Raw genomic sequence first — 14,669 nt, 5'->3', positions numbered from 1 at the left:
GATTTATCATGATTTTACAAACTGGACAACGTACAGACATACCTGCCTTTTATGGTCAATGGCTAATTAATCGTATAAATGAAGGTTTTGTAGATGTACGTAACTCTTATAATCCCAATCTAATTACACGGTATATGATTAATCATAATACTGTTGATGGGATAGCCTTTTGTACGAAGAATCCTCTGCCATTTATACAATATTTACCTCAAATTGCAGAGTATCGTCAATATTGGCATATGACGATCACACCTTATGGTACGGACATTGAACCTTATGTGCCTGCTTATGAGCACATTATAGAAGGGTTCAAATTTATCAGTAATAATCTAAATCCTCAATCTGTGGTATGGCGTTACGATCCAATCATTGTTAATCACAACTATTCTGTAGATTTTCATTATGAAAGCTTTTATAAATTGGCAAAATCCTTATCCGGATATACAGATACAGTTGTAGCAAGTTATCTAGATATATACGATAAGGTATTACGAAACTTTCCTGAAGGAAAACGACCACCTAAGGATGTACAAATACGTTTGATGAAGAACTTGGTGGATATTGCGAATCAGTTTGGGATGACCTTAAAAACATGTGGTGAAGGCGATACTTTTAAATCTATTGGTGCTGATACGAGCGGTTGCCTAACCATAGATTGCTATGAACGGGCGTGGAATATAAAGTTAAAGGTGCCTAAGAAAAGACCGGCGCGACCTGAATGCAATTGTTATTTACATGGCGATATAGGGGCGTATGATACATGCAGTCATTTTTGCCGTTATTGTTATGCTAATACAAATCAGCATGCTGTACGCATCAACAGAAATAACCATGATCCTCAATCCTCATTATTGATTGGACATATAAATCCTAATGATACTATAAAAATTAGCAGCGCATCTAAATATAATATTCCCATCCAAAATAGCCTTTTTGACCCATAATTTCAGGGGTAAAAATATTATTGTAGTTTTTTTATCGAATTTGCTTGTCAATGAAGCTATTTTGGAATGTATATAGATAGAAGGATATATTTCTATTATTTAAAGGAGGTGTCTTATGATTACCTATAAAAAAGAATCTACCTCAGAATCTAATTTACCCGTTTTAGCCATATGCTATGATTTTGATAAGACCTTGTCACCGGATGATATGCAGGCACAGGGTTTTATTCAGTCTCTCAATGTAGATGTTAATGAGTTCTGGCGAGAATCCAATACGCTTGCCAAAGATCATGATATGGATAATAACCTAGCCTATATGTACATGATGGCCACAAAATCTTATGGTAAACAATTTCTTACTAAAGAGGTACTGGCTGAATATGGTAGCAAGGTTACCTTATATAATGGTGTGAATACTTGGTTTGAACGCATTCGTCAGTACGGTCTAAAGCAAGGTGTACAAATTGAACATTACATCATTTCTTCTGGATTGAAAGAAATGATAGAAGGGACGGAAATGGCAAAAAATGGAGCTTTCAAAAAAATCTATGCCAGTGCGTTCATGTTCGATGATAAAGGTGTTGCCGTATGGCCTGCACAAGCTATAAATTACACAAATAAAACACAGTTTTTGTTCCGCATACAAAAGGGTGTATTAGATATAAATGATGCCGGTGTAAACGATTACAGACGACCTGAAGAACAAAGGGTACCATTCCGTAATATGATTTATATTGGAGATAGTGATACAGATATTCCTTGCATGAGCCTAGTAAATATAAATGGTGGTCATTCTATTGGTGTATATGATCCAGATAGCAAAAATAAGGAAAAGGTGTATAAGATGATGCAACACCATCGCATTCGTTATTATGCATCGGCGGATTATACTGATGGATCTGATTTGGATACGGTAGTTAAACAAATCATTCAAAAAACGGCGGCATATGAAGCACTAGAACAACAATATGTGCGTAATAAACACGAAGCAGAATCCCACAGATAGGAGAACGTAATGAATACAAGTCATATATCAAAAGAATGGATAGATACATTTAATCGTTTAGGCAGCGAAGGCAAATTAAAGGCAACTGCCGATTACGATGCTATATTCAATTTAGATGAATTATTTGGTAAAAAGCTATACACTTTACCAATGGGACATGTTGTATTTCCTACGGGGCATATCGTAGTATGTGATCCATTAACTCACTTAGCTGCAGTAGATAATAAGAGTTATATTAGAACTGTTGAGCCAGGCACATATCCAATAGAAACAAAAGTGGCTGAACTTGATACAGATTATTATAGATATGTCCTAACAAGAGTGGTTTTTAAAGATACAAAACCTGTTCAATATGAATTGGCTCTTAAAGGTCATGAAGATCTTAGTGAATTAGATGATGGTGAAAGTTATATCGGCTTTCCTGTCGATGCTGGATTGGCAACCATAGTTGATAAAGTAACGGTAGATGCATATAAAGAATTTGACCGCCAGTGGTATGAAAATAATCCTGATGGTAATATCTATGACGATTATTTTGATGAATTATTTAAACTAAATGCGTTAGCAAATCCTAAATTCCAACGATCTGGTGGGGACTGGATTAATTTTAATATACCTGATACTAATTTATATGTACCTATGGTACAATCTGGTTTTGGCGATGGATTATATCCTGTATATTGGGCCTTTGATGAAGAGGGCGATATATGTCAAATTATAATAGAGTTCATCAGCTGCAGTGATGAGACTGAGGAGTAGAAAATTCTAAACAGTATCATACAATAACTAAATAGAGATATAAATAAGGCGCTTAGCAATGCTAGGCGCCTTTAATAATATAATCCTATGTGTAATTATTAGATTCCGAATATCCAATTAATAATAACTCGTAAAATACTAAGACCTAGAATAACCTCAACCAAAAAGCGGAGGGAATGTTCCATACCATTTCCGAGATTTTTTAAACTGCCAATTTTAGCTTTACTTACAATATCACACCAGCACATATAATTGACCTCCCTTGAGAGTTAATATGAGTAATTTAGATAACTTATATGATTATTTTACAACTTAATTCGACATATTTCAATATATATATTGAAAATTATGGTAAAATAATAATAATTATTATTGTGTTGTACGAAAGGAGAGATTCATGAAGAGAATTTTTCTTGCCTTAGCAATACTTCTTGCATTGGGCAATACGGCTGATGCAAAAAACTATATTACTTTAGAATCACCAGCAGGAAATACCATTGTTGATGAAACGGGACAATGGATTTTAGGTCCTTATAAAGATTTACATGTAAATTACATTGGTGATTTTGGAAAGAGATATGCATACGCTTCATTTTATGATAATAATAAAAAGCGCTATATAAATTTAAATTCGATGGTCTATTTACCAGCAGGATATGATTATGAGTTTTCTTATGAGTATGCACGGGCTTTGACAAAGGATGGGTTTAAGCTAGTTAAGCCTGATGGTACATATGCTATAAATGACGTTGTTAGTGCCTATTATTATTGCTCGGATAATTTAATATATGGTAAAAAGGGTGAGTTTTGGTATCTTTACAATATAAGTACAGGTTCATTAGTTATAAATAATCCTATTACAAGCACATGGGAAAATGTAAATAAATATTATAATGGATCTGGACAGGTTGCACTGCTAAAAATAGAGACAGCAGATGGATATATTAAATATGTAACCAATGATGGTATAGAAATAGACGAAGATACTGCGACTCATACTATAAATAAATATAATTATGAACTCACGGAGGGAGCTGGTACTGGATATGGAAATGGTTATAATGGAATTAGATATAGTCGAGAACCATCTACTCAATTCATACCATTTTCTATAGTTGATAAAAAAGGTAAAACCTTATATGGTATTAGGCTATTAGACGGTGATATCTTTATTAACCCTAAATACAGTTATATTGAATCTTTAGGAGATGATTTTAAGTATTTTGTTGCGGCTGATGAACAAAAGAAATATGGTATTATAAATCTTGTAGACAAAGTAGTAATACCATTTAAATTCAAATCCTTTGAAAGATTAAGTGATCGTAGTTTTGTGTTAAGAACAGGTGAAAAAGCGTATATTTTTAATGCAGAAAATGGAATGTTAGTTGATAAAGCTTATGATACGATTGATACATCAAAACCTATTTATATGATTGATAAATTTACTGTGGCCACATTGGAAAATAAAAAATATGTAATTGATTCTAATGATGGTCATATAATATTAACACTGCCAGAAACAATTGATGATATTACGGCGTATTATGATGATTTATACGTAGTTCAATCTGGTAAAACATATGGTCTTATGAATAGGTATGGTAAAATTTTAGTTAATCCTGAGTTTGATAAAGTTACCATTGATGAGCCTATATTTAATAATTATATGAAATACTTATCAGAACATGATGATTGATATATTATAAAAGAGTAAATTAGCTTATAGAAATATAGGCTAGTTTTTCTTTTTTATACAATTACTTCCGATAACGATAATTTATCGGAAGTAATTTAAGATATAAAAATTGGGCCTAAGCTAGGCCCAATCAATATTTTCAAGGTTTTTAGTTTTTACGTTTAAATGTATATGGTTCGTACTCTACTTCGTTTTTACGACCTGTCCACCAAGACCATAAGGCTTTTGCGATTTTCCATGCAATGCAACCTACGATAATACCTAATATTAATCCAGTTAATACATCTGTTGGATAATGTACAAATAAGTATACTCGTGCAAATGCTACTACACATGCACCAATCAACGCTATAACGCCCCAGAATCTCTTTGTTGGACATATATTACTTAATCCTAAGTATAATGCTGTTGCAGCCGCAAATGATCCAAAACTATGGCCTGATGGAAATGAATATGTCGTTGCTGCTGGTGGCGGTGCTACTAATGGTACTTCAGGGAAATCTACAAATGGTCTTAAACGCGCTACATGAGGTTTTAACCCTTGGTCGCCTATGATGAATACTAAGACTAAGGAAATGAACATTCCAAGGCCGATAACGCGATATTTCTTTTGAATCATTAATATAATAGAAATTAAGATCCATAAAGCACCTGCACTTGTTATTTTTGATAACCAGTACATGATTGGTGTTAAATAAGAACTAATAAAATGTTGTTGTATATAAAATATGACTGTATGGTCAAATTGTAAAATTGTATCCATAGTGAACCTCAACTTATAATTTTAATTGATAATTATTGAGAATGAAATGTGTAATTTTAACGTTTTCAGGTATAAACAACTTACTACAAGTTAAAATAATAGCCTAATCTATGCATTCGGTCAATAGATTAGGCCATATTTAATAGAATGTTAATATTTATCTTTTTGTTTTACTCTTTGGTAAGTCTTTTTTTGCAGGTTCTGGTGCTGCAGGTTTCTTAGTAATAATCGTATCTACTGGATCATATGTAGACTCAAATACATCTGTTGTAGTGACCCAATTACCATATGTTATTGTACGATATGTATTAATTCTAAATCCAATATGACCTTCTTCCGTACTATCCTCTTTGGCGGAAGGATCTATTTTGGTAATCGTTTGATTTGGAATATCCGTACGATCGCCAACACTGATGGAAACAGACTTCGGTACGTCTTCTGGTACACCTATGATATATATTGTTAGTTGTCCGTTATTCATAACACTTAATACATAGATATTATGAGCATATGGATTTTTAAATTGAAAGTCCAAATATCCGTATGCAACGGTTGCATCACGTCCTGCAGGAATATAGCTAACAGGTTCAAAATGAGGTGTTCGCTCAATGATGTTCATACCAGATAGTAATGCAGTGTTAAATAATGTAGAGCTAACTTGGCAAATACCGCCACCAATACCCGGTACTAATTTTCCATCAATAATAACTGGTGCATCATCATAGCCAGCTTCTGCCGTACGTTCACCGACAACATCATTAAAGGAAAAGACCTCACCAGGTTTGACTAATGTACCGCTAATTTTGGTTGATGCTAGCTCAATATTATGAGTTCTATTGGTGTTAGACGCATCAAAATTTGTAGTATAACTACCTAGAACAGCTGTTAATGGTTTTACATCATCGTTTGTAACACGAACTGTATCTTTAGATGTAAATTCTATAGAAATATTGTTAAAATTATTTTCTTCTAGTTGAGCTTTTAATTGTTTAATTGTCTCATCAATATCAACGCGTTTTCCTTCTTTTGAAGGTGTCATCTTGACTTGGCCATTTTCAACCGTTAATAACGCATCATGACCTGATACATCGATTTGTTTTGCTAATTCTGTAAAATATGCTTTTGCTGTTACTTCATCAAGTTTATATACAGGGTTTATATGTACTTTATAGATAAAAGCAGTAATCCTATGCATGATGAGCGTTTTTAAATCATCTTCATAACCATAGGTAAAAATATTAGATTCCGTACTAGCTGTATCAAGCGTAATTCCTAAATCTTTTACTTTTACTTGTCGCGTACCTTGATTTGGTATTGTTATCGTAATTGTTTTATTATTACTAGCCTCTGTATGAATTAAGGAGCTAACAGCATCTCTAGAATATCCTGAGATATCTTGATCCTCATAATACAGGCCATATGTAATTGTGCCATCCGTAGGAATTAAGCTGCAACCACTAGTAAATAGACAAGAACCGATTAATACACTACATAATAATTGTTTTAAGTTCATCATTATATCTTTCAAATAAAATTCGAGAAATTTGGTTCAAAATCATCTAATTATAGCATAATTCGCTATTTTAATGTGATACAATAATAGCATAGTGTTAGTAAAAGGATCATATATGTCACAGTCTAAAGAAGAAAAAAAACATTTTTATCTGCGTCATAACGATGCATTGATGAAGAGTACAAAACTATCTATGAAGGCTAAGCAAAGTATTTTACTTTCAAAGGCAGAAAATACGGTAAATGCCTACGAATCAGATTGGGATGATTTTGTAGATTGGTGTAATTATCAAAAGGTATCTTATTTTCCTGCTACGCCAGAAACTATTGTCAATTACATTAATGATTTAGCAGATTATGCAAAAGCAAATACTATTGCACGTCGAATTAGTGCTATTTCAGAGAATTATAATGCTTCAGGTTCTCGAGAAAATCCTTGTATGTCTCCGTTAGTAAAACAAGCTTTGCGAGGCATACGTCGATTAAAAGGCACCTTTCAACAAGGTAAAACCCCTATTCTGCTTGATGATATAGAAGATATTTTAGAGTGTATGGATACCATTGATATACCAAAGATACAAAAACTTCGTGATAAGGCTATTTTACTTGTCGGTTTTATGGGGGCTTTTCGGCGAAGTGAAATTGCTGCTTTAACCGTTGAAAATTTAAAGTTCTCTTCGCAAGGCCTTGAAATATTTATAGCTTCCTCTAAGGCTGATCAAGAGGGTCAAGGCGCTATAGTTGCTATTCCAAGTTTACAAGGATCTCCACTAGATGCGGTTCGAGCTTTAAAAAAATGGCTTACCACCAGTGGTATCACATCTGGACCGGTTTTTAGAGGTTTTACTAAATCAATGTCATTACGCAAAACTGCAATTTCCGATAAATCTATTGCAGAAATTGTAAAAAAATATACCTCTCTTATAGGTTTAGATCCATCCATGTATGGAGCCCATAGTTTACGGCATGGCTTTGCTACAACAGCAGCTTCCTATGGTGTTGAGGAGCGTAATATAATGCGTCAAACACGACATCATAGTGTTAATATGGTGAGGCGTTATATTAATGAAGCCAATAAATTTGTAGATAATCCTATTTCTACTATTTTTGAAAAACGGTTTAGATAGATTTATAAAATGGAAAAAGCTAGTATTGATTATTCCTTCATAGGATATAATCAATACTAGCCTTTTTCACATATATTTAATTTTGAGCCATATAGTCCATAGCTCGTGTAGGACTATCAGATTTATATACTGGAACTTTAAGTTTTGTTCCAGGTGTCAATGCGCCAGAATTTGAAATATTATTTAATTCTTTAACTTCAAATACGACTTCACGAATATCTACACTAGATCCAGTTGAACGAGCAGCAATGTCCCATAAAGTATCACCTTCTTGAACTGTTACCTCTTGAATTGTATGAGACTCCATCGCTGGTGTTGTTTGTTGATAACCAATTACCATTGCAAAACAGATGCTTAACATAATCATAATGTGTTTCATAATACATTACCTCTTTTATATATCGAACATAAAATTCAGAACGTTTGTTTGTTTACAATGAAATAATAGCACACAAACAGATGTTCGGTCAAGTGTTTTAGAACAAATGTTTGCAAAAGTATTAAAATACCTATATAATAAGCTTATAAAGCAAATAATTATAGTATATACTTTTATATATCCTTTTTTTGGTACATTATCGGAGGTTCTTGTGAGACGCCCAGCTACTGATATTAATACGAAACAACGTCGTATATTAGAGTTTATTCGTGATTCATTACATAATGAATACCGTTGCCCTACTGTTCGTGAAATTTGTGCTTATGTAGGTCTTAGCTCTACATCTACTGTACAATCCCACTTAAATACATTAGAAAAGTTTGGATATATCAAACGTGATCCGAATAAAAACCGTGCTATTACGATTTTAGATGATAATAAGCCTACTATTTCTGTATCTAAGAACAATAATGAAACAACTAGCTCTGATAATTTTGAATTTCTTGGTGCTGGTTTAAAACAAGTTCCCCTCATCGGTACCGTACAAGCAGGTACTCCTATTACCGCTGTTGAGAACTTGGAGGCTACATTGACTTTACCGGTTCAGCTTACAGGTGATTCAGATTGTTTTATGCTCCGTGTACAAGGCGAATCCATGATGAATATTGGTATGTATGAAGGTGATATGCTTATAGTACGTCATCAAAATACAGCTAATAATGGTGATATTGTGGTGGCTCGTATCGACGATGAAGCTACTGTTAAGCGTTTTTATAAGGAAAATGGACATATTCGTTTACAACCTGAAAATGATGATTTTGATCCAATTATTGTAGATGATTGTCATATTGAAGGCCTTGTGATTGGTCTTGTAAGAGATAGAATATAACAAAAAGACGGCAACGTAAGTTGCCGTCTTTTTGTTATACCGATATTTTTATCTTCGTAAACTAGCAAATATAGCACCTGATATATTGTGCCATACACTGAATATAGCTCCTACAAGAGTTGCTAGTGGATTTAGTGCAAAGTTAGTGGCTGCCAATGTTACAGCTAGTCCACTATTTTGCATTCCCACCTCTATCGCTAATGCAGTAGTTTTATCGTATTTTAATTTAAGCACTTTACCTACGCTTAAACCTAAAAGTAAGCCTAGAATATTATGAATACCAACTACAATAAGAGTTAGTAAACCAGAAACTAATAGCTTGTCCCTATTAACTGCAATAATGGCTGCTATTAATAATATAATAGCAATCATTGAAAATATAGGACTTATACTGGTTAGTGTATTGATGTGTGATTTACAAACATATTGAATGACAGCACCTAATAAGATTGGTACAATGATTACTTTCATCATTGTTATCATCATTGGAAGGAATGCTACATCTACCCAGGCACCACCAATATATAAGATTAATAATGGTGTTACGATAGGGGCTATTAATGTCGACATAATTGTCATCCCTACTGATAGAGGTACATCCCCTTTAGCAATGTATGTAATAACATTACTAGCTGTGCCACCAGGACAACAGCCGACTAATATAACACCGATGGCAATATCAGGAGGTAAAGTAAATACATGACAAATTCCCCATGCTAATAAAGGCATAATCGTATATTGTGCCAGTACGCCGATACAAATATCTTTTGGGTATTTAAGAATATTACATAGGCTTTCAAACTTAATTGTAAGCCCCATACCAAACATAGCAATGCCTAGTAAAAATGGTGTATAAGCTATGGCCCATGTGAAGTAATCAGGCACCATATAAGCTAGACACGAAAAACCGATGATTAGGACCATTAAGTACTTGGAGATTATATGCGTTAGTGTTTGGAAATAATTCATAACTTCCCTCCCTATTTTGTATCGAACGAGAAGTTATCAATAAGTCGTGTAGATCCAATGTATACAGCCATAGCGACCAATACTGGAGATGTAATCTCTTGAACAGGTTGCATTGTATTAGCATCGACAACTGAGATATAATCTATTTTTGCTAATGGTTCTGTATCAACAATATTTGTCATAGTATTAATAATAGTATCTGCAGAACCCCCGCATTTAATAGCTTGTTTTCCCTCTTGAATAGCTTTATACAATATTGTGGCAGCATTTCGTTCTTCACTAGATAAATATGTATTACGAGAAGATTTTGCTAGACCATCTGATTCACGAACGATAGGCACTCCAATTATATTTACTGGGAAGTTTAAATCGAAAACCATTTTACGTATAATGGCTAATTGTTGTGCATCCTTTTCACCAAAATAAGCATTATTAGGTTGAATAATATTAAAGAATTTTGCTACAACAGTACAAACACCTTTAAAGTGAATTGGTCTACGAACGCCACACAATGTATCAGATAAATCAATAATATTTACAAAGGCTTTTCTATTGCAATACATCTCATCTGGGCTAGGCGTAAATATGAGGTCAACCCCATGTGATTCACATAGTGTTTTATCTCGATTTAAATCTCTTGGATAGGAGCTTAGATCTTCGTTTTCTCCAAACTGAGTAGGATTAACAAATATAGATACAACAACCTTGTCATTATTTTTTCTTGCTTCATCAATTAATGCAGCATGACCATCATGTAAGTATCCCATAGTAGGCACAAATCCAATTGAATACCCTTGTTTTCTCCAAGTGTTTATTGTATTTCGTACTTTTTCTATTGTAGTTATAATTTCCATAAGAATTCCTCCGTTACTTGTAAATTGTAAATACAAAGATAGTCCTATACAGTCTACCGTAATTCGATCAAAAACAGTTAGTCTTGATCCACTAATAAACCATGTTTTTCATAGTTTTTTATATGACTTATCTTATTATTATTATCTACAAAAACAACGAGAGGCTTATGGGTATCTACCTCATTTTCATTAAGCTGAGCATAGCACATGATAATAATCTTATCTTTTACCTGTACATGTCTTGCTGCAGCACCGTTTAAACAGATTACACCACTACCAGATTCTCCAGCAATTGTATATGTGGAAAAACGTGCACCATTATTAATGTTTACAATTTGAACTTGTTCATATTCACGTATTCCAGATGCATTCAAAAGATCAGTATCAATTGTAATGCTCCCTACATAATCAAGTTCTGCTTGAGTCACAGTAGCTCTGTGAATTTTACCTTTTAACATTGTTAGTTCCATGTTAAACTCCTTGTGTATTAAATGTAACCGCCTAATGGTCGATTCGAACTTTCACAATTTATATGTTTATCATGAATTAACAGTAGACTAGAGTATAGTTAAAAATACTATCTCCATGTGAGATTATATCATAATAAAATCTGACACACAAAAATATATTTATAGTCATCAAAGATAATATTTATAATATGCTTATTATAAAGTAAAACCAGTAGCCACAAATGTAGTTACTGGTTTTCTATACTCTTATCTCTTATTTTAGATATTCAGTTAATGCTTTATCTATGCATGCTGCCTCTTCTGGAGATGGTTCACACATTGGAAGATTGAATGCACCAGATGGTAATCCAAGCTTACGAACAGCATATTTTATAGGGATGGGATTGGTTGTAACGAACATGGCTTTGATAATATCGCCTATTTTTTGATGTAAGCGTAACGCTTCTTTTGTATTACCGTCTTCATAGGCTGCAATCATAGCGTTCATATCTTTGCCAGCTACATGTCCAACAACAGATACAACACCACAACCACCAACGGCTAGCATTGGTAATGTAAGTCCATCATCACCGCTATATACCATGAAATCATCATCAGGCATTAAACGTTTGATTTCAGAAGCTATTAGTACATTACCACTAGCTTCTTTTATAGCACATATATGAGGATATTCTTTGTGAAGTCGCGCTACTGTAGCTGGTAATATACCAGTACCGACACGACCTGGCACATTGTATATCATGATTGGTAAAGTAGTTGCTTCTGCAATAGCTTTAAAATGCAAATATTGTCCTTGTTGATTTGGTTTATTATAATAAGGTACCACTACTAGGAATCCATTAATACCAGGAATTTCTGAAACTTCTTTTACAAAATCAACAGATGCTTTTGTATCATTAGAGCCTACATTGGCAATAATAGTTCCTTTATGACTACATTCTTTTGCTACCGCTTTAAAAAGCGCTGCTTTTTCTTCACGGGATATAGTAGGATTTTCACCTGTTGTTCCACAAACGACTAAACCATTAGACCCATTTTCTAAAAGATGATGTGCTATGGTTAATGTATTGTCAATATTGACGGATCCATCTTCATTAAATGATGTAATCATTGCCGTTAATACACGACCAAAGGTTTTCATAGTAATCTCCCCCTTGATGGATATTAAAATGCTTGTTTTTCTACTAAATATTCTGCAATTTGTAATGCATTTAATGCAGCACCTTTGCGGATTTGGTCCCCTACAATCCAGAAATTCATACCTTTATCATTGTATAAATCTTTACGAATACGACCGATTTCACAATCGTTTTGATTAGATGTATACAATGGCATTGGATATTCTTGCTCAGCAGGATTATCTTTTACTTGTAACCCTGGGAATGCTGTACAGGCTTTACGGAAATCCTCTACAGATACTGGTGCTTCTGTTTCAACTAATACGGATTCAGAATGAGAACGATATACAGGAACCCGAACGGTTGTTGGTACTACTTGAATAGTATCATCGTGAAGGATTTTCTGTGTTTCGTAAACCATCTTCATCTCTTCTTTAGTATAATCGTTTTCCAAGAATACATCAATTTGAGGTAATAAATTGAAAGCTACTGGATAGTGTTTTGGCGCAGAACCAGTAGGTAACAAATTAGCTGTCATTTCTTTACCTTCAGTGAATTCTTGTACTTGTCTTTCTAGCTCTTCAATACCTTCTTTACCGGCACCAGATACTGCTTGGTATGTAGATACGACAATGCGTTTAATGGGAGACAAATCATGAAGTGGTTTTAAGCCTAAGCACATGATGATTGTAGAGCAGTTTGGGTTAGCAATGATACCCTTATGCGTTAAGATATCATCTGGGTTAACCTCTGGTACAACAAGAGGAACCTCTGGATCCATACGGAATGCACTGGAATTATCGATAACGATAGCACCGCGTTTTGCCGCTTCAGGACCTAATGTTTTAGAAATAGACCCACCTGCGAATAATGCAATATCAATATTGTCAAAAGATTCTGGTTTAGCTTCTTCTACAATATAAGTTTTGCCATTTACAGTCAGTTCTATGCCTGCAGAACGGGAAGATGCTAATAATTTTAAATTTTCATAAGGGAAATTACGCTCTTCAATAAGTGTAATAAATTCTGCCCCTACTGCACCAGTGGCACCAAGGATTGCTACATTAGGTTTTTTCATCTCTCGTCTCCTCAAATAATCTATTTAATGAAAATTATAAATAATGTTCTAAGCCATATGTTAAGCCTGGTTTAGAGGTAATTTTCTTACATGCTAGTACAACGCCAGGCATAAAGGATAAACGGCTTAAGCTATCGTGTCGAATAGTCAATGTTTCATCATGACCACCAAATAATACCTCTTGATGAGCTACGTAACCTGGTAATCGTACACTATGAATAGTAATATCGTCTACCTTTGCACCGCGTGCGCCAGGTAAGCTTTCACGTGTCAAGTCTTCAGAACTTGTCACATTAGCAGCTTGTTTAGCATCATTAATGAGTTTTGCAGTCAAAATGGATGTTCCTGATGGTGCATCATATTTATGATTGTGATGTAACTCGATGATTTCCACATCTGGGAAATATGGTGCCAAATCAGCGGCTACTTTCATCATCATTACAGCGCCTAAAGAAAAGTTTGGTGCTACTAGACAGTTGGCGTGATTCTTTAGACCAATTTCATGTAATTCATTACGTTGTTCTTCTGTCAAACCTGTGGTGCCAATCACTAGATGAACTCCAGCAGAAAGGATTTTTTTTGCATTTTCAAAAATAACTGCAGGATTTGTAAAATCTACAATAACATCAGGCTTATTATTTCCGAGTACATCGTCTACGGATGGAGCCATTGTAATTTGTAGTGGCTCCATACCTGCTACAGTACCAATGTCTTGTCCGTCCTTAGTTGGATCGATTCCCCCTACTAATGTTAATTCAGAATCTGCTTGTACTGCTTTTACGACTTCGCGACCCATTTTGCCGCCTGCACCGTTTACCATTACTCGAATCATATTTACCTCCCAAAAAAGCCAGTGGAAAGCTATCCACTGGCTTAATATATACGATTCATCGTTAATTAAACAAGATCTATGATAGCACTCCACCAATATCAATATTGATGACAGTTGTCTACCTATTAAATAGACAACCAGCATGATGACTTGGCAATCACCCCACTTCGGCAAGCACACCTTTTATCATGACTCATTGTTTGCCGACTCCTCATGATGACTCTTTATACCCGCACCTCTACCTTATTATTGAGTTATTATAATAAGTATAAG

General features: G+C 34.3%; 15 protein-coding genes and 1 riboswitch. Of the genes, 6 read left to right on the top strand and 9 right to left on the bottom strand.

The window, feature by feature from the left end; translation table 11 throughout:
- Positions 1-8 precede the first annotated feature (8 nt).
- The 4 genes from VEI_RS04805 to VEI_RS04790 all read left to right on the top strand — a co-directional run bounded on the left by VEI_RS04805 (position 9) and on the right by VEI_RS04790 (position 4,405).
- Positions 9-944 carry a DUF1848 domain-containing protein gene (locus VEI_RS04805; protein WP_059362545.1) on the top strand — a complete coding sequence of 312 codons (936 nt, stop codon included), beginning with the start codon at positions 9-11 and terminating at the stop codon, positions 942-944.
- Between the two features lie 115 nt (positions 945-1,059).
- Entirely contained in the window at positions 1,060-1,950 is an 891-nt protein-coding gene (locus tag VEI_RS04800; protein WP_059362542.1) for an HAD family hydrolase, read from the top strand.
- Between the two features lie 9 nt (positions 1,951-1,959).
- Entirely contained in the window at positions 1,960-2,709 is a 750-nt protein-coding gene (locus VEI_RS04795) for a DUF4241 domain-containing protein (RefSeq protein WP_059362539.1), read from the top strand.
- Positions 2,710-3,106: 397 nt separating this feature from the next.
- The gene (locus VEI_RS04790; protein WP_059362536.1) at positions 3,107-4,405 is read left to right on the top strand and encodes a WG repeat-containing protein; all 1,299 of its coding nucleotides are present in this window, start codon (positions 3,107-3,109) and stop codon (positions 4,403-4,405) included.
- A 148-nt stretch (positions 4,406-4,553) separates the two neighbouring features.
- On the opposite strand, the gene VEI_RS04785 is transcribed toward VEI_RS04790, so the two are convergent.
- Positions 4,554-5,168 carry a phosphatase PAP2 family protein gene (locus VEI_RS04785; RefSeq protein WP_059362533.1) on the bottom strand — a complete coding sequence of 205 codons (615 nt, stop codon included), beginning with the start codon at positions 5,166-5,168 and terminating at the stop codon, positions 4,554-4,556.
- Between the two features lie 157 nt (positions 5,169-5,325).
- Entirely contained in the window at positions 5,326-6,684 is a 1,359-nt protein-coding gene (locus VEI_RS04780) for a VanW family protein (RefSeq protein WP_071824893.1), read from the bottom strand.
- Between the two features lie 112 nt (positions 6,685-6,796).
- Between VEI_RS04780 and VEI_RS04775 the strand changes: the two genes are divergently transcribed.
- On the top strand, positions 6,797-7,807 hold the full coding sequence (locus tag VEI_RS04775; protein WP_059362527.1) for a site-specific integrase: 1,011 nt from the start codon (positions 6,797-6,799) through the stop codon (positions 7,805-7,807).
- 76 nt (positions 7,808-7,883) lie between these two features.
- Here VEI_RS04775 and VEI_RS04770 read toward each other — a convergent pair whose 3' ends face one another.
- Positions 7,884-8,186, bottom strand: coding sequence for a LysM peptidoglycan-binding domain-containing protein (locus VEI_RS04770; RefSeq protein WP_059362524.1), 303 nt, complete (start codon positions 8,184-8,186; stop codon positions 7,884-7,886).
- Positions 8,187-8,397: 211 nt separating this feature from the next.
- Here VEI_RS04770 and lexA point away from each other — a divergent pair, with 211 nt between their 5' ends.
- Positions 8,398-9,075, top strand: a complete 678-nt coding sequence (gene lexA / locus VEI_RS04765; RefSeq protein ID WP_072073194.1) for a transcriptional repressor LexA — start codon at positions 8,398-8,400, stop codon at positions 9,073-9,075.
- Positions 9,076-9,123: 48 nt separating this feature from the next.
- On the opposite strand, the gene VEI_RS04760 is transcribed toward lexA, so the two are convergent.
- The 6 genes from VEI_RS04760 to dapB all read right to left on the bottom strand — a co-directional run bounded on the left by VEI_RS04760 (position 9,124) and on the right by dapB (position 14,396).
- Positions 9,124-10,044, bottom strand: coding sequence for a bile acid:sodium symporter family protein (locus VEI_RS04760; protein ID WP_059362521.1), 921 nt, complete (start codon positions 10,042-10,044; stop codon positions 9,124-9,126).
- Positions 10,045-10,055: 11 nt separating this feature from the next.
- The gene (gene panC / locus VEI_RS04755) at positions 10,056-10,898 is read right to left on the bottom strand and encodes a pantoate--beta-alanine ligase (protein ID WP_059362518.1); all 843 of its coding nucleotides are present in this window, start codon (positions 10,896-10,898) and stop codon (positions 10,056-10,058) included.
- 77 nt (positions 10,899-10,975) lie between these two features.
- Entirely contained in the window at positions 10,976-11,368 is a 393-nt protein-coding gene (panD, locus tag VEI_RS04750; protein ID WP_059362515.1) for an aspartate 1-decarboxylase, read from the bottom strand.
- Between the two features lie 253 nt (positions 11,369-11,621).
- Positions 11,622-12,509 carry a 4-hydroxy-tetrahydrodipicolinate synthase gene (dapA, locus tag VEI_RS04745; RefSeq protein ID WP_059362512.1) on the bottom strand — a complete coding sequence of 296 codons (888 nt, stop codon included), beginning with the start codon at positions 12,507-12,509 and terminating at the stop codon, positions 11,622-11,624.
- 23 nt (positions 12,510-12,532) lie between these two features.
- Positions 12,533-13,564, bottom strand: coding sequence for an aspartate-semialdehyde dehydrogenase (locus tag VEI_RS04740; RefSeq protein ID WP_059362509.1), 1,032 nt, complete (start codon positions 13,562-13,564; stop codon positions 12,533-12,535).
- A 34-nt stretch (positions 13,565-13,598) separates the two neighbouring features.
- Positions 13,599-14,396, bottom strand: a complete 798-nt coding sequence (gene dapB / locus VEI_RS04735) for a 4-hydroxy-tetrahydrodipicolinate reductase (protein WP_059362506.1) — start codon at positions 14,394-14,396, stop codon at positions 13,599-13,601.
- A gap of 74 nt (positions 14,397-14,470) precedes the next feature.
- Positions 14,471-14,645: riboswitch (Lysine riboswitch) on the bottom strand.
- Between the last annotated feature and the right edge of the window lie 24 nt (positions 14,646-14,669).

Source organism: Veillonella tobetsuensis, from assembly GCF_001078375.1.
GTDB lineage: Bacteria > Bacillota > Negativicutes > Veillonellales > Veillonellaceae > Veillonella > Veillonella tobetsuensis.
The sequence above is the reverse complement of the archived record's forward strand: the minus strand, read 5'-3'. Positions and strand labels throughout refer to the sequence as shown.